The organism is Rhizobium sp. UGM030330-04, assembly GCF_003208455.1.
GTDB lineage: Bacteria > Pseudomonadota > Alphaproteobacteria > Rhizobiales > Rhizobiaceae > Agrobacterium > Agrobacterium rhizogenes_A.
Genome location: NZ_QKML01000002.1, coordinates 387,966 through 410,219, shown reverse-complemented (window position 1 = coordinate 410,219; position 22,254 = coordinate 387,966). Strand labels below are relative to the sequence as shown.

Below are 22,254 nucleotides of genomic sequence, written 5' to 3'. Positions count from 1 at the left end.
CTTTCATGAGCCGAGGTTGGATCGCCGCCCGTATGATTGGTCTTGCGGTCGGCGTCTGTGGAATGAATTAAAGCTATATCAGCAACAAAATCGGGAAAAGGTTGTCATAATCGACGCTGCGTTCTATCAGTGAGACGATGGATGATTTGAATGATCTTTATTATTTCGTGCAGGTGGTGGACCACGGCGGTTTTGCCGCGGCCGGCCGCGCCATCGGCCTGCAGAAATCCAAGCTCAGCCGCCGTATCACGCTGCTGGAGGCGCGGCTGGGCGTTCGCCTGATCCAGCGTTCCTCACGCCGTTTCTCCGTTACCGATATCGGGCAGGAATATTATCGTCGCTGCCTGGCTGTTCTGGTCGAGGCGGAGGCCGCGAATGCGTTGATTGCGCAGCATCACGACGAACCCCGGGGCCTGTTGCGGGTAAGCTGCCCCACCGCGCTGATCTCATTCCAGTTTGGCGCCCTGTTCGCGAAATTTCTCACCGCCTATCCCAAGGTTGATCTGCATCTGGAGAGTACCAATCGCCGGGTGGATGTGATCGGCGAACGGTTCGATGTTTCCATTCGCGTGCGTTTTCCGCCGCTGGAACAGGCCGATCTGATGATGCGGAAACTGGACGACAGTTCGCAATATCTCGTCGCGCGACCGGGGCTCCTTAAAACACCTGTCACGACGCCTGCCGATCTGGCCGGGTTGCCGAGCCTTGCATGGACATCCGCTTCGCAAAATTACGAATGGCGGCTGGAAAGCGAGAATGGTGAACGGGTGGTCATCCCGCATCGTCCCCGTCTCCTCACGGATGACATGGCCGCCCTGCGCGATGCGGCGCTTGACGGCGCCGGGATCGTGCAATTGCCGACGATGATGATCTGGCAGGACCTTTCCGCCGGCACATTGGTTCCTGTCCTGTCAGGATGGCGCCCTGCATCGGGCATCGTGCATGCCGTTTTTCCTTCGCGGCGCGGTTTGCTGCCATCGGTGCGCACGCTGATCGATTTTCTGGCGCGGGAATGTGCCGCGCAACGACAGGCAATCGATGAGAGTCTTTTCCTGCGGAAAACGGACGCGATGTAACAGAGGCAGTGTGGGCAGGTTCCGGCTGATGCGCCGCAGCGGTCATTTATTGGTAACGGCCGTTGTCTTCTCCTCGGCCGAAATCATCGCATATTCATCCGCCAGAAAATCCAGCAGCGCGCGCACCGATGGCAGCAGGCCGCGGCGGGACGGGAAGGCGGCATGAATGATGCCGCTTCGCGGTGCCCAGTCCGGCAGGAGGTCGATCAGCCGCCCTGCCGCCACATCCTCCCTGACGACCATGGTGGGAAACTGGCAGACGCCAATGCCCTGGAGCGTTGCAAGCCGCAGGGCCACCATGTCATCGGTAATCAGCAGCGGCTGATAGGGAATGGCTGCCGAGGCACCGTTGGGACCAAGCAGGTTCCATTCGAAACTGCTGTGGGATGAACCCCAGGCGAGGCCGGGCATGTTGACGAGATCGGCCGGAACGGTGACGCCTGATTTGACGATTTTTGGACTTGCGACCAGCCGCTGCTCACTTTCCGCCAGCTTGCGGATGACGAGATCGCTGTCTTCGAGCGGTGGAAACCGCACCCGGATGGCAAGGTCGAAACCCTCGCGGATAACATCCACCCGGCGGTTGGTGCTTTCGAGATGGACTTTCACCTTGGGATATCTGGCCATGAAGCGGGCGATCATTTCTCCGACCTGAAAATAGATCACCGATGCGGGGCAGCTGACCCGCACCGTGCCCTGCGGTTCCGCCCGCATGCGATCGATCACTTCCAGCGCGGCGTCCGCCTCCACCACCATCGCCAGACAATGGCGGTAGAACTCCTGGCCGATCTCGGTAATGGCAAACTGCCGGGTCGTGCGCTGCACCAGCCTCACGCCAAGATCCTCCTCCAGCAGGCCGATGCGGCGGCTCAGCCGTGAGCGGGGTACGTCCAGTTTCCTGGCGGCGGCCGAAAACCCGCCTTGTTCCACAACGTCGACGAAGAGGCGCAGATCGTTCAGATCGGTCATGATGGTGGCCTTTCATTGTCCTGTTTTCAGGACGGTATATCCTGATCTTCGATCTACCGGCCAGTTTGTTCCAGAACTATTTTGCTCTCACACGATCACCAGTGACCCTTCGCAAGAAAGAAGGGCATCCAGGAGACTATGATGAGACAGGTTCTTGGTATTTACAGCAGCACATCGCCGCATTGGGTGGGGGACGGATTTCCGGTTCGTTCCATGCTTTCGTACATGACCCAGGGCGAACATATCAGCCCCTTCCTGCATCTTGACTATGCCGGGCCGGAACGGTTTGCGCCGGGCAAGACGCCACGGGGCGTCGGCGCTCACCCGCATCGCGGGTTCGAAACGGTGACCATCGTCTATCAGGGCGAGGTGGAGCATCGCGACTCGACCGGCAGCGGCGGTCTGATCGGCCCGGGCGATGTTCAATGGATGACGGCCGCTGCTGGCATCCTGCATGAGGAACGCCATTCGCAGGCCTTTACGAAACAGGGCGGTACGCTGGAAATGGTGCAGCTCTGGGTGAACCTGCCGGCCAGGGACAAGTCCGCGCCGCCCGCCTATCAGACCGTGCTCGACGGCGATATTCCCGCCGTGGCGCTGCCGGACAATGCCGGAACCGTGCGTGTCATCGCCGGCGACTATGCCGGGCACAAGGGGCCGGCGCGCACCTTCACGCCGATCAATGTGTGGGATTTGCGCCTGACGCAGGGAGGGCGCACGATATTCGATCTGCCGGAAGGGCATAGCGTCGGTCTTGCCGTTCTCCGCGGAACCATCACGGTCAACGGCACGCGATCGGCACGGGACGTCCAGTTCGTCATGCTTGATCGCGAGGGAGGCAGTTTCGAGATCACCGCCGACAGCGACGCAACGGTGCTTCTGCTGAGCGGTGCGCCGCTTGGCGAGCCGGTTGCCATGCAGGGGCCGTTCGTCATGAACACGCCTGAAGAATTGCAGGAAGCCTTCATGGATTTCCGGGCCGGAAAATTCGGCGGCATTCCTGCCTGAGCCATTCCCGTGGCTTTGCAAGGAGCCACGGGCCTCACCGGGCGGAAGTGATTTCGGCCCACAAGTCCATGCCTACCAACCAAGGAGACTTACAATGAGTACACCTGCCAATTTTAACGGCCAGCGGCCTGTCATCGATCCCGATGATGCGGTGATGCTTTTGATCGACCACCAGAGCGGTCTGTTCCAGACGGTGGCGGACATGCCGATGCCTGTTCTGCGCAACCACGCCACAGCGCTTGCCAGAATGGCAACGCTGACGAAGATGCCCGTTATCACCACGGCATCGGTACCGCAGGGCCCCAATGGTCCGCTGATCCCGGAAATCCATGAAAACGCACCGCATGCGCAATATGTCGCGCGTCGCGGCGAGATCAATGCCTGGGACAATCCGGAGTTCGTCGCCGCCGTCAAGGCGACCGGCCGCAAGACGCTGATCATTGCCGGCACCATTACCAGCGTGTGCATGGCCTTCCCGGCGATTGCAGCGGTTCAGGATGGCTACCGGGTGTTTGCGGTTGTTGATGCTTCCGGCACCTATTCCAAGATGGCGCAGGAAATCACCCTTGCACGGGTGGTTCAGGCCGGTGTGGTGCCGATGGACACGGCTGCGGTTGCCTCGGAACTGCAGAAGACATGGCATCGCGACGATGCCCAGGAATGGGCGGCAGTCTACACCAAGATCTTCCCTCCCTACCAGCTTCTGATCGAAAGCTACATGAAGGCGCAGGCGGTCGAGAAGAACCACGAACAGCTCGATTCACAGCGCGGCTGATCGCAAGAGGCAAAAGGGCGGCGCAGCTTGCGCCGCCCCTGTGGTTTATTTTCAGGAGGTTTCGGGACCATGAGGCAAGCTTTAGGTAAAACGGCTTTTCTGGCGGCGGGCTGGTTTCTTTTGGCCGGTACGGCCCTTGCTGGAAGCCCGGATTTGATCCTCTATAACGGTGCCATCGTAACGATGGATGACAGCAGACCGCGCGCCAGCGCACTGGCGATCGCTGGTGACCGCATTTCCGCCGTTGGTGATGACGAGACGGTCAGGGCGTTGAAGACGGACGCCACGCGACTGGTGGATCTTGAAGGAAGAACCGTCATTCCGGGTCTGGTGGATACCCACATCCATGCCATTCGGGGTGGCCAGACCTACAAGTTCGAGACCTACTGGTACGACATGTCTTCGCTTGAAGAAGCGCTGGACCGTCTTGCGCAGGCGGCAAGAGCGCGGCCAAGAGACGCATGGGTTGCCGTTGGCGGCTCATGGATTCCCGAGCAGTTCGATGAAAAGCGGCCGCCCGCCGTCGAGGAACTGGATCGCGCGGTGCCCGATCATCCCGCATATGTGCAATATCTCTACGACTACGCCCTGCTGAACACCAAAGGTATGGAAAGACTGAAGCTCGACAGTCCCGAACCCGCCGTTCCCCCTGGTATCAGGATCGAACGTGATGAAAAAGGCGTCGCCACCGGCAAGCTCTACGGCCATATCGGTGCGTTCAACGCCCTGTTCGCCGCAATCGACCGGACTGGCGAGGAGGCGAAGACAGCCAGTCTGGTGGCCTTTTTCGAGCGGCTGAACCAGGTGGGCGTGACCGGCCTCGTCGACCCATCCGCCGGTCCGGCGGAGGCCTATGAACCGGTCTTCGCGTTGCAGCGGCAAGGCAAGCTGACGCTGCGCGTGGGTTATCGCATACCCGCGCTGCAACCGGGCAATGAAGCCGCCTGGTTCACCGATGTCATGGCCTTCCGGCCTGCGGTGCAACCGGAGGGAATGGTCAATTTCCTTGGCATGGGTGAAAATCTGGTGTTCGGCATGAATGACGGTGTGCTTATGGGGTCCGGGTTCAATCCGCCGCAAGCCTCTCGTCTTGAGCTCGCGCGGGTCGCCACTTTTGCGGCAAAGCGGAAAATTCCGCTGGAGATCCATGCCTATACCGATGATGCGGCGAGCGCGATCCTGGACGTGTTCGAAGTGGTCGACCAGACCTATCCGCTCAAAGGCCTTCGCTGGGCAATGGCGCATCTGAATACGGGCTCCCTGCGGACCCTTGATCGGATGAAGCGGCTCGATATTGCGTTCAGCGTGCAGATGGGCCCCTATTTCGAAGGCCCGTCCATTCTGCGGGCGAATTCGCGCAAGATCGTCGAGATGTCGCCGCCGACGCGGCAGGCGCTGGACCGGGGCATAATGGTTGCGGGTGGGACGGATTCGACCCGGATCGGTGTTTTCGGTGTTTGGCAGGCCATCGAATATCACGTGACGGGACGTTCGCTCGGCAATGCTATCCGGAAGCCGGAGGATCAGCTGCTGACGCGCGAGGAAGCATTGCGGCTTTATACCAAAAACGCCGCGTGGATCAGTTTTGCCGAAGAGAGCCGCGGCACATTGGCGGAAGGCAAGCTCGCCGATCTGGCGGTCCTCGATAAATCCTATCTCACCATTCCCGTGGAAGAAATCGACCGGATCCGTTCGGTTCTCACCATCGTCAATGGCAATGTCGTGCACGACCAGATGGCCGCGTCCGGGCTGCGGCGTTAGCGGCGGATAAACGCTGTCACGCTCAACTAGGACCGAAGCGCCTGATCCGTGACGCCCCTCTCAAGGGCGCATTCCTGTGCGAGAAAGTCGAGCAGCGCGCGAACCGATGGCAGCAGCCCGCGCCGCGAGGCGAATACGGCGTGTACGATGGCGGATCGTGGTCGCCAGTCCGGCAGCAGGTGGATCAGACGTCCGGCCTTGACGTCCTGCCAGACGAGGGATGTCGGAAGTTGAACGACGCCCAGCCCATCCATCGCCGCCAGATGCAGGGTCGTCAGGTCGTCGGTGACGATACGGGGATTGTGGGACACTCTGACGGTTTGCCCTTCATGGTTTTCCAGTTCCCATTGATAGGCCGGCCGCGACTGGCCCTGTTCGAGGCTCGGAAGGCTGTGAAGATCGGCGGGTGTGTTGACTTCGCCGGAGACGAGGCGAGGGCTGGCGACGAGGCACTGATGGCTGTCATCGAGCTTGCGCATGACGAGACCGGTATCGTTGAGCGGCGGAAAGCTTGCGCGGATTGCCAGATCGAAACCCTCGGCGATAACGTCGACCGGCCGGTTGAAGCTCTTGAGATGCACCTCGACGGCGGGATGCGCCCGGGCAAAACGGGCGACTATCGCCCCGAACTGGAATTGCAGCAGGCCAACCGGACAAGCCATGCGGACGACGCCGCGCGGCTCGGCATGAAATTCGGCAACGGCCTGTTCGGCGGCATCGGCCTGGGTGAGCATGGCGACGCAATGGCGGTAATATTCCTGGCCGACTTCAGTGACCGAGAAGCGGCGTGACGAGCGGTTGAGCAATCGGACGCCCAGCCGATCCTCGAGAACGCAGAGCCGTCTGCTCAATTTGGACTTCTGCAATCCAACCGCGCGTGCGGCTGGCGCAAAGCCTCCGTGGTCGACGATCTGAACGAAGTAATAAAGGTCATTCAAATTTCGCATCGTTTCCCAGTTAGAACGATGCGTCCGAAAAAGCAACCTATCGAGCTGAAATTGGAACACTCATACTCTTTCAATGGCTGCTCCCAAAAGCCTCCGGCCTTGCTGTCCGGTATTCGTATGAGCCTGAATTAAAAAGGCTTTTTATCGAAAATGCCACCAGTCAGTGGCGTGCCCTCCAAATGAAAAGGAAGATCCGCGAATAAAACAGCCAATTTTGAAGGTCTGCGTCCTGTTATCGATCCCGATGACGCGGTGACGTATCGAGTGGCTACCAGACATGCACACGACAAGTTGTTCAGGTCGTTACTGCCGCTCCCCCAATCGTCAATTTCAGAGGTGCGCGGCGATGATAGATTTGCCGAAAGCACCGAAGCAAGATTCACCAGGAACCTCCCATGACTGCAAAGATAAACGATGTGATAATCCTTCTGGCGCGCCTTTCCATCAGCGCCCTCTTCCTGCAGGCCGGTGTCGGCAAGCTTTTCGAAATTTCCGGTTTTGCCGGGTCTTTGGCTGCAAAGGGCGTGCCTTTTGCCGGCCTTGTCGTATACCTCGTGATCTTGGTGGAAATCCTCGGCGCCGCTGCCTTGATATTCGGAGTAAGGGCCAGAGAGACAAGTGTGATACTGCTGGCTTTCACCTGTGTCGCGACCTTGCTCAGCCATGCGTTCTGGTCGTTTCCGGAAGAGGCGCGTTCTGCCCAGCAGGGGCAGTTCTTCAAGAACCTGGCCATCGTCGGGGGCCTGTTCTTGTATTTTGTAACCGGGCCCGGCAGGTACCGCCTGGGGCAGGGTGCGAAGTAACGCAGGCCGCTGCGGCATAGGGGCAATCCGGTGGTGTCGGTACGTTACCGGATTTTCCTGCCGCTGCCGTGAAACGAGGCGCGATAGTCGCGCGGTGTCATGCCGCGCAGACGCAGGAACTGGCGATTGAAATTGGCCAGCGAGGCATAACCGACATCGGCAGCGATATGCCGGATTGGCTGGGTGGTGCCTGAAAGCCGGGCGCAGGCTTCGCCGACCCTGAGGCCGATCAGATAATCCGACATGCTGACCTGCGTATGTTTCCTGAACATGCGGTGCAGGCCGGATTCGCTGAGAGCGGCTATTGCGGCAATCTGCTCCATGCGGAGCGGCTCATGGTAGTGACGGTGCAGATGGATCAGGACACGGTCAATCCGCGAGCGGTCCCCTTCCACCTGCTGCGGCACGACGGTCGAAAGAGGCGCGCCGTTGTCCTCTGCCGCCAGCCGCGCCAGAATATCCAGAAGTCCGATCAGCTGCCCGACTGGCGGACGGGAAAATATCGCTTCAAAATCATCCGCCAGAGCCCGGCCAAGCGCGGGATCGAACGCCAGCCCGGTTGCGGCGTTCTGGATGAGACGTCTGACGGGCGCCAGTTCCACCGATCCGCCGGCCAGTCCTTCGATCCATTCTTTCCTGAACCAGAAGACAAGGGCGACATGTGGTTCAGCCGGATCGAGTTTGTCACGCGACGCCCAGGTGTGCGGCAGGTTTGGGCCGATGAGCACGAGGTCGCCGTGATCGTAATCGGCAACATGATTACCCACGAACCGCTGCCCGCGGGAATTCAGCGTTAATGTCAGCTCGAACTCGGGATGGTGGTGCCATTCGAACGGAATGGCGTCGTCAAGCCGCCGGTTGAGCCTGCTCCAGGATGACTCCGGCGATGTCGGCAGATGTTCGAGATGTGGTCTCATTCCGCGCCTTTTGGGATCTATACGCTGGAATAGTATCAGTATTGTCCATCTGCGGACAACACGTCCGCCCGGAAAGCCGTAGTTTTCCTTTCATCGCCTGATGGTCAGGGAGATGATGATGGGAGAACGACATGCAATCCACCGCAGCAATCAAACGCGACAGCCATCCGACGACGGTCGCCACGACCCAACTCAAGGATATCAAAAAGACCTTGCCGCTGCGCGTCCTGTCGGAAGCGGACTGGCAGCACTGGACGACGAGGGGATATATCATTGTCCGTCAGGCGGTGCCTGCGGCGAATGTGGAACGCCTTGTCGATCTGCTCTGGAAATTCGATGAGAAGGATCCCGCCGACGCTTCGACCTGGTATGCGCCGCAAAGGCGCGAACACAAGATGAAGGAATTGAACAATACCGGCATGCTGGAGATCTATAATCACCAGTATCTCTGGGACAATCGCGTAGAGCAGCGGGTCTATGACGTCTTCGTCGACATATGGGACCGGGAGGATCTGTGGGTCACCATCGACCGCGCCAATCTCAATCCGCCGAAAAAGGTGAAAGGCAATCCCAATGGTTTTATCCACTGGGATGTGGATACGTCCATCCGCCCGCTGCCGATCGGCGTACAGGGCGTGCTGAGCCTGCAGAAACAGGATGGCGATGTCGGCGGTTTTCAGTGCGTGCCCTATCTTTTTGAGCATTTTGACGAATGGGTGAAGACGCAGCCGGAAGATCGTGATCCGATGCATCCGGATATGGCTGGCCTCTCCGTCGTCAATATCGATATGGAACCGGGCGACCTGATGATTTTCAACTCGCTGCTTGCCCATGGCGTGCGTCCCAATCATTCCGATGGCCGCGTGCGCATGGCGCAATACATCTCCATGCACCCGGCGGAATTCGACAATGAGGCAGAACGGCAGGAGCGGATCCGGCTCTGGAGGGAACTCGATCATCCGCAGCGCGACGCCTTTCCGGGTGATCCGCGTGAATGGGAGAAACGCCATGCCGAAACCGCCAGGCTCAACCCGCTCGGCGAAAAGCTGCTTGGCCTGACCCGCTGGTGAACTGCATCGAGCACAGAGAAAATGACCGCTCCAGGGGGCGGTCATTTATCTTGTCGATGATCCGCAGTAACGCCGATCCGAACGAATTGCCGTGCGGGTGGTGGCCTTAAGACTGGCTTAAGGTGGGGACCGGCTATGTGTCGCCGAATAGGAGACACAGCCCAGAATGCACGATATCCCGATTTTCACCACCCGCAGAAACCTTCTTGCCCTTGGGCTTGCGGGCCTGCTGGCGGGTTGCGCCACGTCCGGTCAGCCGCCAAAGCCGGCGACGCTGTCGAGGAACGACGACCCCTTGCCCGAGACGCCTGCGCCGGTCACGCCGGCAATGTATGCGGCGCTTCCCGATGAGACATTCCCGATCCCGGCGGTGAACATCAAGCAGGTGGACCCGCGCTTCTGGCGGCAGGTCGTCGATTATCCGACCGACGAAAAGCCCGGCACACTGATCGTCGATACGCCGAACAAGTTTCTCTATCACATTCTGCCGGGCGGCAAGGCGACCCGTTACGGGATCGGCGTCGGCCGCGACGGCTTCTCATGGGCCGGCCGGGCGATTGTCGCCTACAAGCGGGCATGGCCGAAATGGACCCCGCCGGACGAGATGGTGGCGCGGCAGCCCAGTCTTCAGCCCTACAGCATCGCCAATGGCGGAATGCCGCCCGGCCTCAAGAACCCGCTCGGCGCGCGGGCGCTCTACATTCATCAGGGCGGCCGGGACACGCTTTACCGCCTGCACGGAACACCGGAGGCCTTTTCGATCGGTAAGGCGGTTTCCTCCGGCTGCATCCGGCTGCTGAACCAGGATGTCATCAACCTCTTCAACAATGTGAGGGACGGCAGCACCATCGTGGTTATTCCCGACCCCTCGAAACGCCAGCAACTCGCCGCCTGACGAACGGTACGGAAAAGAAAGAAGGCCCATCACCATGGCACATGATGTTCGAAACCGCGCGGATGTTTCAGCCCTTGCCGGGCTCAGACGCCGTGCCTTTCTCCTCGGCTCGATTTCGGTGGTCTCGGCCGTCGCATCGCCGGCAGCAGCCTCGCCCAACGGTCTGAAGCTCGAGATGATCCTGCGCGATCCAGCGGCACCCGTCTCCGGCAATCCCGCCGGCAAGCTCACCATGGTCGCCTTTCTCGACTATAATTGCCCCTGGTGCAAAAAGACGGCCGTTCCCATGAGCAATGCGGTCACGGCAGACGGGGATGTCAGGATGGTCTACAAGGACTGGCCGATCATAACGCCCGACTCCGTCGAGGGAGCGCGACTGGCGCTGGCGGCGAAATATCAGGACGCTTATCACATCGTCCATGATGCGCTGATGGCGATCAAGACGCCGAAGGTGAAGGCCGACGAGATGCGCGACACCGTGCGTGCGACAAGCATCGACTTTGCCCGTCTCGAGCGCGACATGAAGTCGAAAGCGGCGGAGATCGATGATCTGCTTGCGCGCAATCATGAACAGGCGATGTCGCTGCAATTGACGGGAACGCCTGCTTTCATCATCGGCAAGTTCCTCGTCCCCGGTGCGGTACAGAGCGCGGAAGCCTTTACCGATCTTTTCAAAAGAGCGCGTGAACAGGCTTAACGTTCGGAGAATGATGGTTTCAGGTCCAGTCGGACTGAAACCATCGCTTTAACATTCCGGCCGGGCATCGCAGTGGCGATGCCCTTTGCCGTCTCGTCCTATCCCCGTGCCTTGGCGATTGCTTCCTTCAGGCCCTTGCGGTCGAGGACACCGGCAAAGCTCGTCGTTCCCACCACAAATGATGGCGTGCCGACGAATTTAAAGGCGGCGGCCTGTACCCAGTTCCGGTCCAGCAGGCCGGAAATCCATGCCTGATGCTCGATGACGGCCTTGCCGACGCCGTCGAAGGTCAGGCCCGCTTTCTTGAGGGCCTTTTCGACATCGGCCTGCTGCAGCTTGTTCGGCGTGTGAAACATGGCGTCGAGCGTTTTTTCATATTTGCCGAGCCTGGCGCTGGCGAGCACCGCCTGCGCGGCCATGACCGATGCGCCACCGAAGACCGGCCAGTCTTTCAGCACAAGCCTCACCTTGCCATCCTGTTCGACCACGTCGCGCACCATGCCGTAGGAGGATTTGCAATAGGGACACTGGTAGTCGAAATATTCCACCACCGTCACGTCGCCTTTCGGATTGCCAAGGACCGGGGCATCCGGATCGTGCAGCACCATCTCCCGGCTTGTCGGGTCTGTCTCGGCAAAAACAAATGAGGGGGGAGCAATGGCGGCAAGGCCGGCCATTGCGACAAGCTGTCGGCGTGTAAGGGTCATTGGCGGGCTCCTGCGGTATTGTCGATTGCCGGTTTTGCAAGCGCCTGCTGCGTTTGCGCGGCCGCATCGATGAGTGAACGGACCGAAATTTCGCCCACCATGCGGATGGAGGGGAGTTCGGTTCCTTTTCTGTCGAAGAACAGCATGGTCGGCGGGCCGATGACATTGCTATCCTTCATCAATTGCTGTTTGTCTGACGTCATGTCCGAAAGATCGACCGAGATAAGGTTCGTATCCTTAAGGCTTTCCGCGACCTGTGGATCGCTCAGAACGGAGCGTTCGATGACGCGGCAGGAAACGCACCAGTCCGCGGTGAAGTAGACGAGGCTTGGCTTTCCTGCGTCAGCGACCGCGGCTTTCAGTTCTTGATTGGAACTCACCGTTGCAAAACTCGCCTTTGTCAGGCCGGGCAGGGAGCGGCTGGCGACCGGGCTGCCGGAGAATTGCAGCGGCTGGAGCATGCTGGTGCTGCCGCTTGCCGCGCCAAAAGCGAGAAACGCTCCGTAGAGCATGGAAAGAAGGCTGGCCGATTTCATCAGCCGGCGGCCAATGCCGGCCTGTTGCGGCAGCGCGTCGAGAGCACCGAAAAAAACACCGATGATAACGAGCAGCGCTGCGGAAAGCGCGAGCGTTGCGGATGGAGGAATGAGCCGGTCGAGATACCAGATCGCGGTGGCAAGGAAGATGAAGCCGAACAGCCAACGTATCTGCGCCATCCATGCGCCGGCCCGCGGCAGCAATGCCGCGCCGGAGGTGCCGATGAGGATGAGGGGAATGCCCTTGCCGATGCCGAGCGCAAAGAGCGCTGCTGCGCCGAGCAGCAGGTTGCCGCTCTTGGCGATATAGAGAAGTGCGCCTGCAAGCGGCGCCGTCACGCAGGGGCCGATCAGCAGCGCCGAGCTGAAACCGAGAATGGCGGTCGAGCCGAACGATCCGCCGAGCGAACGCTGCGATCGCGCCAGCCGGTCGCGAAGGCCGGCCGGAAGCTGGACCTCGACCATGCCGAAACTGGCGATCGCCAGAATGATAAAGACGGCGGCGGTGATGAGAATGGCCGGTGGCGACTGGAGGGCAATCTGGAAGCTCTGGCCAAGCCATGCGGCCAGTATGCCGAACAGGCTGAAGGCGGCGGCAAGCGCGACGACATAGGTTGAGGAGAGGAGAAAACTGCGACCGGGCGACAGTGAAGCGCCCTGCCGGCCGAGCGTGGCCGCGAGGATGGGGTACATGGGAAATACGCAGGGCGTGAATGCGAGGAGTACGCCAAGACCCATGAAGGAGGCGAGAAGCAGCGCCGTGCCGCCCCGGGCAAGAAAACCTTCCACCATGCCCGGCTCGGCCGGGGGTACGGGTGCGGGTACTGACTGCTCAGCCTTTTCCGGTTCTGCGGACGGCGCGATCAGGGCGAAGGACTGAAATTCGGGTGGATCCTGCGGCCTTATGCCGAACGGCGCTTCTGCTTCGATCCGCAAACCGTCGATGGCGACCGTTCTGAACGGATAGCAGATGCCGCCATCCTGGCATCCCTGAAATGTCAGCTTCATTGTCTGCGGCGCGTCGGCAAGCGTGGCGGCGGCTTGCCCGAAATAGACTTCGGTATTGCCGAAACCGGGATCATCCTTCATCTCGCCGGCCTGCGTCCTGAGATCGAGCTTCGTTCCGTCCTCAGTGCTGGCCTGCAGGCTCTCCCGATAGAGATAATATCCCTCGGCGATTTGCCAGCGGAAGGTGGCCGCCGTTCCCGTGCGGTCTATCGAAAGCTTGAACGCATCCGCCATGTCCATCGGCGGACCGAGCGCGAGCGCCGGTCCGCAAATGGACATGAGAATAAGGAGCACGAACGAAAAATTGAAACGCATTCTCTTTCCTTATGGGGTAGGCCTTGTGGGATAAGCCATGGATGGCGCAGGCTTCCGGCTGGAAGCTTAAGCCAGCCTTAAGGTTCGTTTCTCAGGTTCCCGCGCATCAAAATACCCCTGTGCCGGAATGATGGAGTGCTCAATGCGTCTGTTGGTGGTCGAGGACGATGATGTCCTGCTTGATGGTCTGCGTGTCGGGCTGCAGCTTGCCGGCTTCACCGTCGATGCCGTCATGACGCTTGGCGACGCAAAAATCGCCCTCGAGAATTGCCGTTTCGATGCCGTTGTCCTTGATGTGATGTTGCCTGACGGGTCAGGTCTCGATCTTCTGCGCCACACCCGTAATGAACGCAACCGGGTGCCGATCCTCCTGCTCACCGCCAAGGATGCGACCACGGACAAGATTTGCGGCCTCGATGCCGGCGCGGATGATTATCTGGGCAAGCCTTTCGATCTTGATGAGGTTGCCGCCCGGCTGCGGGCGATCATCCGCCGTGGCGAGGGGCGTTCCGAAGGCACGCTGTCGGCGCTGGGCGTGACGCTCGATCCGGCGAAGATGGTGGCGAAGAAGGATGACAGTGTCATTGCGCTGTCGCGCCGTGAATTTGCGATCATCCATGCTCTCATGCAGAATCCCGGCATGATTTTTTCAAAGCCGGTTCTGGAAGAAAAGCTCTATGGCTGGCAGGAGGATGTGGAAAGCAACACCATCGAGGTCCACATCCACAAGCTTCGTTCCAAGCTGGGCGCTGGTTTCATCGAGACGGTGCGCGGTGTCGGTTACCGCGTCGGGAGGGTTGCGTGATGTCGATCCGGGCAAGATTGTTTACCGTGCTTCTGTTGATGACGGGCCTCGTCTGGCTGTCGGCCTGCGTGTGGATCTACACCAGCACGAAGGCGCGGCTGGAGCACGTTCTCGATGCGCGGCTGGTGGAATCGGCAAGAATGGTCGGATCCCTCGTCGGCGACCGCCCGGTCGATATCCGCCTGATAGACGGCCATTCACCGACGCATGATGAGGACGCGAACGCTGATGCGGCGGCGATACCCTCCTACGAACGCCAGCTCGCCTGCCAGATATGGTCCATCAGCGGCCGTCTGCTCAGCAAATCGGACAGCGCCCCGGATGCTTCCCTTTCGGATCATGCCTCGGGCTTCCAGAATACGGTCATCAACGGCATCGAATGGCGCGTCTATGCGGTCGTGAAACCCGACCTCGGTGTCAGGGTTCTGGTGGGCGACAGTGTCGAGGTTCGCGACCGGCTGGTTGACGATGTCATCAAGGGGCTTCTTTATCCGGCGCTTTTCATCATGCCGCTGATGGCTGGCCTTATCTGGCTATGTGTTTCCCGGGGGCTTGCGCCCCTGCAAAAGCTCGCAAACGGCATGAAAGCACGCGACGCGACTGAGCTCCACGGCTTTGCCGACAAGGGAACGCCATCGGAGCTTCGGCCGATGATCCATGCGCTGAACAGCCTTCTGGCGCGTGTTCAGGCGACGCGGGAAAGGGAACGCGAGTTCACGACCTATGCCGCACATGAATTGAAGACGCCGCTTGCCGGGCTGAAGACGCAGGCGCAGGTGGCCATGCGTTCCACCGATCCCGAGGTGCAGCAACAGGCGCTGCGGCGCATCGAGCAGAGCGTCGACCGGACAAGCCGGATGGCAAAACAGCTTATCGACCTGGCTGCCGTCGATGCCACTGAAGCGCAGGCGACGAAAGCCGGCGTCGACATTCCCCGTCTGATCCTCGATGTCATACAGGAGCTGGAGCCGCTCAGGCGAGCGCGCGAGGTGGAAATTACCTGCCGGCTTTCGGAAGAGGCGGATACGATCCTCATCGAGGCGGATCGGTCCCTGCTTCGTCTTGCGATCCGCAACGTGATGGAAAACGCCGTGCAGCATTCGCCGAAGGGATCGACGGTGGAATGCCGGGCGGAATTGGCAAACGGCAAGGTCAATGTCGTGGTCATCGACGAAGGGGCGGGGATCGCGGTGGAGGAGCAGGAACGGGTGCTGCAGCGCTTCTACCGTTCGCCGCGATCGGAACCGGGTGGAAGCGGCCTTGGGCTTGCCATCGTCAAGATGGCAATCGACCGGTTGGGCGGGCGACTGCAGTTTTCGCAATTCGGTCAGCGGTTCGCGGTATCGCTTGAGTTATGAAGGAGGCCGCCACGGGGCAGCTCTCTCAGAGGTCCTTTGCGAGGCGCAGCGCGTCATAGATTGCCGCATGGGTGTTGCGCGCTGCGACCGCATCACCAATCCGGAACAGCCGATAGGCGCCGGCAGGATTGCGCTCGACGGTCTGGGCCGCGCCCGCAATCAGCGCGTCATAGGATATTTCGCCGAGGTTCTTTGAGCCGGGCTTCAGCTCGAAATAAAGCTCGTCCAGCGGGATTGTGCCGTGATTGACGACGATCTGGTCGACAACGCGCTGTTTCGAAACGCCGCCATAATCGCTGCCGACATGGGCGATGATCTGATTGCCGCTTCTTTCCGCCGCCTCCAGCCGGTAGGTGACGGTGAATGTCGTGTCGTGTTTCTGCAGCGAACGCATATAGGGCACGAGATTCATGGCCATGACTTCCGGGGCGAAAGAGCGATCCGGCGTCATGATCTCGACCTTGCCGCCCGCCTTGGCGATGAATTCCGCGGCCTGAAGCCCGGTGTGGTCGCCGGCATCGTCATAGACGAGAACATTGGTGCCCGGCTTGACGTCGCCGGAAATGATATCCCATGCGGAGACGACCAGCTCGTTGCCCTTCGAAAGCACCTCGGTATGCGGCAGTCCGCCGGTGGCGATAATCACCACGTCGGGTTTTTCGGCGACAACCGTATCCGCCTCCGCCCAGCTGTTGAAATGGAAGATGACGCCGAGCTTCTCGCACTGGCTCATGCGCCAGTCGATGATGCCGATCATTTCACGGCGGCGTTCGCTCTGTGCGGTCAGGCGGATCTGGCCGCCGGCGTCGCTGGCGGCTTCGAAGACCACGACCGCGTGGCCGCGCTCGGCGCAGACCCTTGCGGCTTCAAGGCCTGCCGGGCCAGCGCCGACAATCACCACCTTCAGGCTTTTCTCAGCCCGGGTGATTTCATGCGGCATGGTTTCCTCGCGGCCGGTTGCCGCATTGTGAATGCAGAAGGCGAGGCCGCCCTGATAAATGCGATCAAGGCAATAATTGGCGCCGACGCAGGGGCGGATGTCCTCCTCCCGCTTTTCCATGATCTTGCGGACGATATGCGGATCGGTCATGTGGGCGCGGGTCATGCCGACCATGTCGACCTTGCCGGCGGCAATCGCATGCCGGGCGGTGGCGACATCCTGGATCTTGGCGGCATGGAAGATGGGGAAGCTGGTCGCCGCGCGGATTTCGCCTGCGAAATCAAGATGCGGCGCGCTGGCCATGCCCTGAATGGGGATGACGTCGGTCAGGCCGGGATCGGTGTCGATATGCCCCCTGATGACGTTGAGATAGTCGATCAGGCCACTCTCCTTCAGCCGTCTGGAGATTTCGATGCCTTCCGCCTTGCCGGTGCCGTTCTCAAGACATTCATCGGCGGTGTAACGAACCCCGAGGATGAAATCGTCGCCGACGCGTTGGCGTATCGCCCTGAAGACGTCGAGACAGAAGCGCATGCGGTTTTCAAGCGAGCCGCCATAGGGGCCGTCAAGCTCGTTGGTCAGGGGTGAGACGAACTGGTCGATGAGGTGGCCATAGGCTTCCAGTTCCACGCCATCCATGCCGCCCGCCTTCATTCGTTCGGCAGCGTCGGCGAAATCCTTGATGATGCGCTCGATATCCCAGTCCTCGATCTTTTTCGGAAAGGCGCGGTGCGCCGCTTCCCGCTGGTGTGATGGCGCGAGGACCGGCAGCCAGTCGCCCTTGTCCCAGCGGGTGCGGCGGCCAAGATGCGTCAGCTGGATCATGATCGCCGAACCGGCCTCATGCACGGCGTCGGTCATTTCCCGGATCCACGGAACGATTTCATCCTTGTAGGCCAAGAGATTGTTGAAAACGGGCGGGCTGTCTTTCGACACGGCGGCAGAGCCCGCCGTCATCGTCAGCGCCACGCCGCCCCTGGCCCGCTCGACTGTATAGGCGCGGTAGCGCCCTTTCGGCATGCCGTCTTCGGGGTAGGCGGGTTCGTGGGAGGTGACGATGATGCGGTTGCGCAGCGTCAGATGCTTGAGCTGATAGGGCTGAAGAAGGGGATCGTTCGACATGTGCCTGCTCCAAAACGGTTATGACACAAGGCTAAGAAAAATGTACATATGTGTCAATTAAGAAAACACTGGTGTTTGTGAGTTCGACAAGAGTGTACGCTTTGCCTTGTCGCGCAGGGACTGATTTGCTACGCAATTGTCATGGAAGCGACATTGAACGAAACCGGTTGGCGTGGATCGCAGGAGGGTTGGCTTGAGGCCGCCTACGAGGCGCTGCTGGAATCCGGGGTGGATTCCGTCAAAATCCTGCCTCTGGCGAAAAAGCTCAATCTCTCGCGCACCAGCTTCTACTGGTTCTTCAAGGACCGGGAGGAATTGCTGGCGGCGCTGTTGTCCCGCTGGCGCGACAAGAACACGGGAAGCATCCTCAGGCAATCGGAGGCCTATGCGGAAACCCTGGCCGAGGCGATGCTGAATGTTTTCGATTGCTGGCTGGATTCCTCGCTTTTTGACAGCAAATTCGAATTCGCGGTTCGCAGCTGGGCGCTGCAGTCCGATGATATTCTTGCCGAGCTTCGCAAAGCCGACCAGGTGAGAATGGAGGCGCTTTCGCGCATGTTCATGCGTTACGGCCACCCTGAAAATACGGCAGACGTGCGCGCCCGCACCACTTATCTCGTGCAGATCGGTTACATTTCCATGCAGGTCGAAGAGGATGTGGCGGTGCGGATGAGAAGGATTGCGGACTATATCGCGATCTATACCGGCGAGGTGCCGCAGCAGCGCGAGCTTGACCGCTTTTATGCGAGACACGGATACAGGCCAAACCCCGAGGCCTGACGCCTGTTTGCTGATCACAACATGCCCGGACGACACACGGGACAGCAATAAGTGGAGTCGCCAAAACACCGGCGATGCCAGTCGGATTATGTTGGTTGCGGTGCTACAAGAAGAAGGTCGGCCCGCCTGCAATCTACCTGCAACCTTCACCGAACAGTGGTGAGGACGGCAAGAGCTCGTCTTTGGGGGAAAGTCATTGCGAATCCTGCTTCTTGAGGATGAACCCGAAATGGCGCGTGCGCTGCTCGAGGCCCTGCGCCGGCGTGATGTGCTTGCCGATCATGTCAGCACCATCAGCGATGCCGATGCGCTTGCGCGGGATGGCTCCTACGATGTGCTGGTTCTGGATCGCCGCCTGCCGGATGGCGAGGGGCTGAGCCTCGTATCCTCACTTCGCCGCCGGAAACATTCCGTACCGATATTGGTTCTGACGGCGCTTGGAAGCGTCGATCACCGGGTCGATGGGCTGGATGCGGGGGCGGATGATTATCTCGCCAAGCCTTTCGCAATCGAGGAGTTGCTTGCCCGCCTAAGAGCCCTTCACAGGCGCGGCCCTTCGATTTCCGACAAATATACCAGCTTCGGAAATCTCAGTATCGATCCGAAAAGCAATGAAGTCAGCGTTGCCGGTTCCGTCCTCGAGTTGCGGCGTCGGGAATATCTGGCCCTTGAAGCGCTGATGCGGCGTCCGAACCGCATCGTGACACGGTCGAGCCTGATCGAGGCGGTTTATACGCTCGACGATGAGATCGAGTCCAATGCGCTCGATGCGCATATCTCGCGCATCCGGAAGAAGCTGGCGCAGGCCGAAGCGACGGTGGAGATAAGAGCCGTGCGCAATATCGGTTATCTCATCCGGGCAAAGACATGAGACCGGAGCGCAACCGATCTCTGCGATGGGGGCTGATGAAGCGCCTTTTCGCCTTGCAGGCATTTTTTCTCGTTCTTTTCGTCATTCTTCTCGTCGGCTGGATCTGGATCATCGATCCGCGGCTGGAAGGCGCCAATGAAGAGGCCGCGCGCATCATTGCGGAAAGCGTGAAAAAGGATGGGCAGGGTCGAGCACAGGTGTCGGCGACGCCCGATCTGGAAGCGCTGAAGCAGCGCTATCCCGATCTCTGGTTCGTGGTGCGGGACGCCGACGAAATCGTCCTGCAATATGGGGATATCCCGGCGGCCGCTCTGGAAGCGGTGTTTCCCCGGGGCATCGAGAGAGCGCGTCTGGAGGCCGGGGAAACAGTCCGGGCCACCATGGAAAACCGCGATACGCCGGCCGGGCGGCTGCAGTTCATTGCCGGGACGGAAAAAGGCTTCCCGAATGACGGCATCAGTCTGTGGATCAATGTGCAGCTGGATCTCGAAAAGGATGCCGATGGTGCCATCCGCTGGCTGACCGTGCTGCCCGGCGTGGGGTTCATCATCCTTGTCGCCGTCGTGCCCATGCTGCTCTTGACGGGTATTGCGACATTGCTGGTGACGCCCCGTGCGGTTGGCCGTTCGCTGAGCGGCCTCATGGAAACGGTAGCCGAGGCACAATCGATCAATTTCGAGAACCGCTCCGCGCGGATCGATCGTTCGAAGGTGCCGAGTGAAATCATTCCGCTGGTGGATGCCTTCAATGTTGCGCTCTCGAAACTGGACGAGGGCTATAATCGCCGCAACCGCTTTTTGGCCGATGCCGCCCATGAACTGAGGACGCCGATTGCGATTGCGCGCGTCCGGGCCGATCTTCTTCCCGATGACGAGTTGAGCCGGCAGCTGCGGGCGGATATCGACCGCCTCACCCGCGTCGCGCATCAGCTTCTCGAGATGCAGGCGGTGGGCGCGGTGGAACTGCCTGCCGAAGAGCAGGATCTGAACGTTCTCGTCGAACGCATCGCGACCGATCTTGCGCCGATTGCGATGGATGCCGGTTATGAGTTCGATTTCGAACCGAGCGAAGGAAAGGTTCTCTTTACGGTTCAGACCTCGATCATCGAGATGGCGGTCGTCAACCTCATCCGCAATGCCATCGATCATGGCGGCGGCAGGGGCGCAATTGTCGTTCGGGTTGGGGCAACCGGAACCATAGATGTCTGTGATGAAGGTCCGGGCATACCCGTTGCGGAACGCGAGCAGGTATTCGAGCCGTTCCATCGCATCAACACCAATTCCTCCGGTGCCGGCCTTGGCCTCAATCTCGTGCAGAAGGCGGCCGAGCTTCATCGGGGCACGGTGCTGTTCCTCGACCTTGATCCCGGCTTCTGTGTTCGGCTGGAGATTCGCTCCGTCGCACCACGGAGCGGCGCTGGGCCATGAATCATTTCCGGCGCAATCCGGATCGCGGAGATTCTTAAAATTAAGTTAAAGAAATGAGCATAAGTGCATTAAAAATATCAATTATTTTTAGATAAAATATCTGCGTGCAATCCAGACGTAATTCTCGTGGGGAAAATACCCGTATCTGCTGCGCTCATCCGCACAGGAGACCACGGGGGCCGGTTTTCGGCTCTTCAACACGAACGGAAACCCTGCCGCGTCAGAATGTGACGCACCTGGTTTCGTCTGGAGTCATTCATGTCGCTCATCGCAAAATCGCTTGTTACCATCACGGCCGCCGTCATGGCAGCAACCAGTGCCTATTCCGCCGATCTTGCCAACTACAATGCCCAGCAATTCGATTATGCCAACCCGCCGGCCTTTTCCTGGGGCGGGGCTTATATCGGCGCTCATGGCGGCGTCGCCTCCCCGAGATTCAATCCTCTGGCCGGCGGCCGTGGTCTGACGGGTGGTGTACAGGCCGGTTACAATTTCCAGTTCGGCTCCGGTGTCGTCGGGGCGGAACTCGAAGGCTCCTATCTCGGCAACGATGCGCGCGTGCCGAATGGCCGCCTGAGAGAGCGTTTCCGTGGCGCCGCCAAGCTGAAGGCCGGTGTGGCGCTCGACCGTACCCTTCTCTACGGCACCGCAGGCCTGACCACGACGAAGTTCAAGGATGGAAACGGCGTTACAGGGCCGGATGACTGGAAGCGGGGTTATCTGGTGGGAGCGGGCGTCGAACAGAGTTTCGGCGGCGGTCTGTCGGCCAAGTTTGAATATAACTATGTGAACACGGGAAATGTGTCGACGACGACCTCCAGCGGCAGATCGAAGACAGATGTCAGCGATCACGTCATCAAGGCCGGCCTGAACTATCGTTTCTGATCTGGCCGCCCTGATAGATGCCGGAAAAGAAAATCCAAACAAAGCCGCCGCTTTCAGGACCAAGGCGGCGGCAAACGGGGAATGGCATTGAACGGGCGGCGGGACGGTAAGAGGATCATTCGCATTCGAGCGAGGGTTGCCGGAAGCTCGTCACATACCAGTCGTTACCGGAGCTGCGGGTGTAGAAAGTATAATAGCAATCGATGCGCTCGACATAACCCGGCGTTTCGGACACTTCATAACGTTCGCCGTGCCGTGTCGAGCGTACTTCACCGCTTGATGATCCGGCCACAACCTGCGTCTTGTTCTTGCGCCATTGATAGGCCTGCTGGCCGGGGCCCAGGCTGTAGACATTGTCCGGCGGCCCATAGTCCAGCATCACGCTGGTGATGGGCGCGCCGATATAGCTTTTCATGACGGTCGATGCGCAGGCTGTGAGCACAATCGATGCGGCGGCGATGAGGATGATCGCTGCCGGGACTGCAAGTGATGACCTGTCGGACATGGGAATTCCTTTCAGCTGCGGTGAATTTCCGCAGGGATAGGAACAGGTCATTGCAAGTACATTGCACCGGAAAACTG

21 protein-coding genes are annotated in these 22,254 nt (G+C 59.9%); 14 read left to right on the top strand and 7 right to left on the bottom strand.

Features of this window, described 5'->3' with window-relative positions; translation table 11 throughout:
* Positions 1–137 precede the first annotated feature (137 nt).
* Complete coding sequence (locus N434_RS05010; protein WP_110756398.1) at positions 138–1,076, top strand: LysR substrate-binding domain-containing protein; 939 nt, start codon at positions 138–140, stop codon at positions 1,074–1,076.
* A 42-nt stretch (positions 1,077–1,118) separates the two neighbouring features.
* Here the strand turns inward: N434_RS05010 and N434_RS05005 are convergent, their stop codons facing one another.
* Positions 1,119–2,045 (bottom strand): LysR family transcriptional regulator, encoded by a 927-nt coding sequence (locus N434_RS05005; RefSeq protein WP_110756397.1) that lies wholly within the window; start codon positions 2,043–2,045, stop codon positions 1,119–1,121.
* A gap of 141 nt (positions 2,046–2,186) precedes the next feature.
* Here N434_RS05005 and N434_RS05000 point away from each other — a divergent pair, with 141 nt between their 5' ends.
* The 3 genes from N434_RS05000 (at position 2,187) to N434_RS04990 (ending at position 5,589) form a co-directional block, all read left to right on the top strand.
* Complete coding sequence (locus N434_RS05000) at positions 2,187–3,053, top strand: pirin family protein (protein WP_110756395.1); 867 nt, start codon at positions 2,187–2,189, stop codon at positions 3,051–3,053.
* Positions 3,054–3,147: 94 nt separating this feature from the next.
* Positions 3,148–3,828: a hydrolase gene (locus tag N434_RS04995; protein WP_006311664.1), complete on the top strand. Its 681-nt coding sequence runs from the start codon at positions 3,148–3,150 to the stop codon at positions 3,826–3,828.
* 69 nt (positions 3,829–3,897) lie between these two features.
* Entirely contained in the window at positions 3,898–5,589 is a 1,692-nt protein-coding gene (locus N434_RS04990; protein WP_110756393.1) for an amidohydrolase, read from the top strand.
* 26 nt (positions 5,590–5,615) lie between these two features.
* On the opposite strand, the gene N434_RS04985 is transcribed toward N434_RS04990, so the two are convergent.
* A complete protein-coding gene (locus N434_RS04985; protein ID WP_110756392.1) occupies positions 5,616–6,536 on the bottom strand; it encodes a LysR substrate-binding domain-containing protein in 921 nt (306 codons plus the stop codon).
* Positions 6,537–6,931: 395 nt separating this feature from the next.
* On the opposite strand from N434_RS04985, the gene N434_RS04980 reads away from it, so the two are divergent.
* On the top strand, positions 6,932–7,339 hold the full coding sequence (locus tag N434_RS04980; RefSeq protein ID WP_065114156.1) for a DoxX family protein: 408 nt from the start codon (positions 6,932–6,934) through the stop codon (positions 7,337–7,339).
* A 44-nt stretch (positions 7,340–7,383) separates the two neighbouring features.
* Here N434_RS04980 and N434_RS04975 read toward each other — a convergent pair whose 3' ends face one another.
* Positions 7,384–8,256 carry a helix-turn-helix domain-containing protein gene (locus tag N434_RS04975; protein ID WP_110756390.1) on the bottom strand — a complete coding sequence of 291 codons (873 nt, stop codon included), beginning with the start codon at positions 8,254–8,256 and terminating at the stop codon, positions 7,384–7,386.
* Positions 8,257–8,387: 131 nt separating this feature from the next.
* Between N434_RS04975 and N434_RS04970 the strand changes: the two genes are divergently transcribed.
* The 3 genes from N434_RS04970 to N434_RS04960 all read left to right on the top strand — a co-directional run bounded on the left by N434_RS04970 (position 8,388) and on the right by N434_RS04960 (position 10,918).
* Positions 8,388–9,326 (top strand): phytanoyl-CoA dioxygenase family protein, encoded by a 939-nt coding sequence (locus tag N434_RS04970; protein ID WP_110756388.1) that lies wholly within the window; start codon positions 8,388–8,390, stop codon positions 9,324–9,326.
* A 166-nt stretch (positions 9,327–9,492) separates the two neighbouring features.
* Complete coding sequence (locus N434_RS04965; protein ID WP_110756386.1) at positions 9,493–10,221, top strand: L,D-transpeptidase; 729 nt, start codon at positions 9,493–9,495, stop codon at positions 10,219–10,221.
* A 34-nt stretch (positions 10,222–10,255) separates the two neighbouring features.
* Positions 10,256–10,918, top strand: a complete 663-nt coding sequence (locus N434_RS04960) for a DsbA family protein (RefSeq protein ID WP_110756384.1) — start codon at positions 10,256–10,258, stop codon at positions 10,916–10,918.
* Positions 10,919–11,016: 98 nt separating this feature from the next.
* Here the strand turns inward: N434_RS04960 and N434_RS04955 are convergent, their stop codons facing one another.
* Positions 11,017–11,625: a DsbA family protein gene (locus tag N434_RS04955; RefSeq protein ID WP_210206039.1), complete on the bottom strand. Its 609-nt coding sequence runs from the start codon at positions 11,623–11,625 to the stop codon at positions 11,017–11,019.
* On the bottom strand, positions 11,622–13,484 hold the full coding sequence (gene dsbD / locus N434_RS04950; RefSeq protein WP_110756380.1) for a protein-disulfide reductase DsbD: 1,863 nt from the start codon (positions 13,482–13,484) through the stop codon (positions 11,622–11,624). The genes N434_RS04955 and dsbD overlap by 4 nt, the downstream gene beginning before the upstream one ends.
* 142 nt (positions 13,485–13,626) lie before the next feature.
* On the opposite strand from dsbD, the gene N434_RS04945 reads away from it, so the two are divergent.
* A complete protein-coding gene (locus N434_RS04945) occupies positions 13,627–14,289 on the top strand; it encodes a response regulator transcription factor (RefSeq protein ID WP_046801585.1) in 663 nt (220 codons plus the stop codon).
* Positions 14,289–15,647 (top strand): ATP-binding protein, encoded by a 1,359-nt coding sequence (locus N434_RS04940; RefSeq protein ID WP_110756378.1) that lies wholly within the window; start codon positions 14,289–14,291, stop codon positions 15,645–15,647. The genes N434_RS04945 and N434_RS04940 overlap by 1 nt, the downstream gene beginning before the upstream one ends.
* Before the next feature lie 25 nt (positions 15,648–15,672).
* Here N434_RS04940 and N434_RS04935 read toward each other — a convergent pair whose 3' ends face one another.
* Positions 15,673–17,709, bottom strand: a complete 2,037-nt coding sequence (locus N434_RS04935; RefSeq protein WP_110756376.1) for an NADH:flavin oxidoreductase — start codon at positions 17,707–17,709, stop codon at positions 15,673–15,675.
* Positions 17,710–17,850: 141 nt separating this feature from the next.
* On the opposite strand from N434_RS04935, the gene N434_RS04930 reads away from it, so the two are divergent.
* From N434_RS04930 to N434_RS04915, 4 genes are all read left to right on the top strand, one after another.
* Entirely contained in the window at positions 17,851–18,489 is a 639-nt protein-coding gene (locus N434_RS04930; protein ID WP_181423877.1) for a TetR/AcrR family transcriptional regulator, read from the top strand.
* 196 nt (positions 18,490–18,685) lie between these two features.
* Positions 18,686–19,360: a response regulator transcription factor gene (locus N434_RS04925; protein ID WP_110756374.1), complete on the top strand. Its 675-nt coding sequence runs from the start codon at positions 18,686–18,688 to the stop codon at positions 19,358–19,360.
* A gap of 35 nt (positions 19,361–19,395) precedes the next feature.
* Positions 19,396–20,787 (top strand): sensor histidine kinase, encoded by a 1,392-nt coding sequence (locus tag N434_RS04920; protein ID WP_181423876.1) that lies wholly within the window; start codon positions 19,396–19,398, stop codon positions 20,785–20,787.
* Between the two features lie 258 nt (positions 20,788–21,045).
* Positions 21,046–21,672, top strand: a complete 627-nt coding sequence (locus N434_RS04915) for an outer membrane protein (RefSeq protein ID WP_065114146.1) — start codon at positions 21,046–21,048, stop codon at positions 21,670–21,672.
* A gap of 115 nt (positions 21,673–21,787) precedes the next feature.
* On the opposite strand, the gene N434_RS04910 is transcribed toward N434_RS04915, so the two are convergent.
* Complete coding sequence (locus N434_RS04910; RefSeq protein WP_065114145.1) at positions 21,788–22,177, bottom strand: hypothetical protein; 390 nt, start codon at positions 22,175–22,177, stop codon at positions 21,788–21,790.
* Positions 22,178–22,254: the final 77 nt, after the last annotated feature.

Excerpts from the sequence above, each read along its gene's own strand:
- N434_RS05010 (WP_110756398.1), top strand. The coding sequence starts at position 138 with ATGGATGATTTGAATGATCTTTATTATTTCGTGCAGGTGGTGGACCAC.
- N434_RS05005 (WP_110756397.1), bottom strand. The coding sequence starts at position 2,045 with ATGACCGATCTGAACGATCTGCGCCTCTTCGTCGACGTTGTGGAACAA.
- N434_RS05000 (WP_110756395.1), top strand. The coding sequence starts at position 2,187 with ATGAGACAGGTTCTTGGTATTTACAGCAGCACATCGCCGCATTGGGTG.
- N434_RS04995 (WP_006311664.1), top strand. The coding sequence starts at position 3,148 with ATGAGTACACCTGCCAATTTTAACGGCCAGCGGCCTGTCATCGATCCC.
- N434_RS04990 (WP_110756393.1), top strand. The coding sequence starts at position 3,898 with ATGAGGCAAGCTTTAGGTAAAACGGCTTTTCTGGCGGCGGGCTGGTTT.
- N434_RS04985 (WP_110756392.1), bottom strand. The coding sequence starts at position 6,536 with ATGCGAAATTTGAATGACCTTTATTACTTCGTTCAGATCGTCGACCAC.
- N434_RS04980 (WP_065114156.1), top strand. The coding sequence starts at position 6,932 with ATGACTGCAAAGATAAACGATGTGATAATCCTTCTGGCGCGCCTTTCC.
- N434_RS04975 (WP_110756390.1), bottom strand. The coding sequence starts at position 8,256 with ATGAGACCACATCTCGAACATCTGCCGACATCGCCGGAGTCATCCTGG.
- N434_RS04970 (WP_110756388.1), top strand. The coding sequence starts at position 8,388 with ATGCAATCCACCGCAGCAATCAAACGCGACAGCCATCCGACGACGGTC.
- N434_RS04965 (WP_110756386.1), top strand. The coding sequence starts at position 9,493 with ATGCACGATATCCCGATTTTCACCACCCGCAGAAACCTTCTTGCCCTT.
- N434_RS04960 (WP_110756384.1), top strand. The coding sequence starts at position 10,256 with ATGGCACATGATGTTCGAAACCGCGCGGATGTTTCAGCCCTTGCCGGG.
- N434_RS04955 (WP_210206039.1), bottom strand. The coding sequence starts at position 11,625 with ATGACCCTTACACGCCGACAGCTTGTCGCAATGGCCGGCCTTGCCGCC.
- dsbD (WP_110756380.1), bottom strand. The coding sequence starts at position 13,484 with ATGCGTTTCAATTTTTCGTTCGTGCTCCTTATTCTCATGTCCATTTGC.
- N434_RS04945 (WP_046801585.1), top strand. The coding sequence starts at position 13,627 with ATGCGTCTGTTGGTGGTCGAGGACGATGATGTCCTGCTTGATGGTCTG.
- N434_RS04940 (WP_110756378.1), top strand. The coding sequence starts at position 14,289 with ATGTCGATCCGGGCAAGATTGTTTACCGTGCTTCTGTTGATGACGGGC.
- N434_RS04935 (WP_110756376.1), bottom strand. The coding sequence starts at position 17,709 with ATGTCGAACGATCCCCTTCTTCAGCCCTATCAGCTCAAGCATCTGACG.
- N434_RS04930 (WP_181423877.1), top strand. The coding sequence starts at position 17,851 with ATGGAAGCGACATTGAACGAAACCGGTTGGCGTGGATCGCAGGAGGGT.
- N434_RS04920 (WP_181423876.1), top strand. The coding sequence starts at position 19,396 with ATGAAGCGCCTTTTCGCCTTGCAGGCATTTTTTCTCGTTCTTTTCGTC.
- N434_RS04915 (WP_065114146.1), top strand. The coding sequence starts at position 21,046 with ATGTCGCTCATCGCAAAATCGCTTGTTACCATCACGGCCGCCGTCATG.
- N434_RS04910 (WP_065114145.1), bottom strand. The coding sequence starts at position 22,177 with ATGTCCGACAGGTCATCACTTGCAGTCCCGGCAGCGATCATCCTCATC.